The sequence below is a fragment of the Corynebacterium lemuris genome (genome assembly GCF_024919295.1).
GTDB classification, from domain to species: Bacteria; Actinomycetota; Actinomycetes; order Mycobacteriales; family Mycobacteriaceae; genus Corynebacterium; species Corynebacterium lemuris.
In genome coordinates this window covers 1-1,705 of record NZ_JANWTC010000039.1, presented here as the reverse complement: position 1 = coordinate 1,705, position 1,705 = coordinate 1, and the positions used below count along the sequence as shown (strand labels likewise).

Annotated in this window: 1 protein-coding gene; it reads right to left on the bottom strand. The window is 63.2% G+C overall.

What is annotated here, in order from left to right:
* Positions 1-36: 36 nt before the first annotated feature.
* Complete coding sequence (locus NYP18_RS15615) at positions 37-1,656, bottom strand: IS30 family transposase (RefSeq protein WP_439648108.1); 1,620 nt, start codon at positions 1,654-1,656, stop codon at positions 37-39.
* Positions 1,657-1,705 lie beyond the last annotated feature (49 nt).

Sequence of the window (1,705 nt, the reverse complement as noted above, 5' to 3'; positions counted from 1 at the left end):
GGCGGATTCTGAGGGTCGTTGCAACGCTCGTGCTTTTCAGGTGATGCTACCGGTTTCTTGCAGTGCTTGGGCCATGACTTCTGCCGGGGTGGCCCAGGCGAGTGCTTTGCGTGGTTTGTGGTTGTGGATGTTGGCGATCACCTCGAGGTCCTCAGCGCTGTAGCGGGACAGGTCGGATGATTTCGGGAGATTACGGCGTAGTCTGCCGTTGGTGTTTTCGTTGGTGCCTCGCTCCCACGGCGACCCGGGATGGCAGAAGTAGACCGGGATGTCGGTGGCCATGGTGAAGGCTTTATGTCCGGCCATCTCACTGCCCTGGTCCCAGGTGATCGACGACCAGATCGACTCATCAAGCCTGCTGATCATCCCGGTCAAGGCGGTGAGCACGGACGTGGAGGTGTGGTCGGTGGGCAGATGTCCTAGGGCGACGAAGCGGCTGACGCGTTCGACCAGGGTGATCACCGCGGATTGGTTGCCGGCACCGAGGATGAGATCGCCTTCCCAGTGGCCGGGCAGGATCCGTTCGTCGATCTCATCGGGCCGGTCGTCGATCATGACCATCGCGTCGACGAACCGGCCCTGTCCACCGGTACGTGGTCGGTGTCGGAGGTGTCGTTTCTTCCGGCCGGTCGGCAACTGCAGGCCGAGGTCTTTGAGCCTGCCTTTGGTGTCGAGGTAGAAGGCCTGGTAGATCGTTTCGGGGCTCACGCGCATGTCCTGGTCATCGGGGTGGTCGACAGGCAGGCGGCCTGTGATTTGTTCTGGGGACCATTCTGCACGTAGACCTGCGACGACGTAATCGTAGAGGGCCTTGTGGCCGAGTAGTTTCGGGGTTTTCGGTCTCAGACGTCGCACCGTGGCCTTCTTCTGTGCTGTCTCTGCCCGGTAGGGACCTTCGGCGCTGTGGTTGCGTCTGATTTCCCGGCTGATGGTCGATGCTGACCGTCCCAGCCGGCGGGCGATCTCACGGACGGACAGGTGTTCACGGTAGAGGTCAGCGATCTGGATGCGTTCGTCCATGCTGAGGTACCGGCTGCTGATCGGGGTGTAGGGGTTGAGCCCTGCCGGTAGCGCCGGTTCAGCAAGGCGTCCTTGTTCGATGACGTCGGTGCGGGTGATCAGGGCGGTCATCAGCCTGTTATACGTGGTGGCATCGGGTCCGGCGGGGATGAATCGCTGGCGTGGGCCGGTGGTTTTGACCAGTCCTTTGTCGATGTCGAGTGCCAGGCGCCGGTTAATGCCGGTGGCTTCGGCGGCGTGGGGTCGTGGCAGGCCGGCCAGGCGGAGGCGTAGGTAGGTGATGCGTAGTTCGGTGGCGGCTATCTTGTGTTGGTGTCGGGTGCGTGGCAGGTGCAGGCCTGCTTCGGTGGCCAGGCGCCTGGCACGGGTGGAGCCGACGCCGGTGGTTGTGGCGGCGGCGTGGACGCTGTGACCGGTGCGGATGAGATCGAGGAACTGTTCAGTCTGGTCCTGGCGGTGGGTGTGTGGCTGGTAGTCGATCAGTTCGTGGGCGTGGGCGAAGTGCCAAGCGTGGCGGTAGTTGCACTCGGCGTGGGTGGCTGCGGCGCGGAGGGTGAGGCCGTCGCGCAGCAGCCGGCGCAGGGTGGCTTTGTCGGTGGGGGTCAGTGAGTGGAATGGTCCTGTTGGGCGGGTCATGGCAATCCTTTCTCATCGGAAAGTGTTGCAACGACCCTTAGGACTCAAG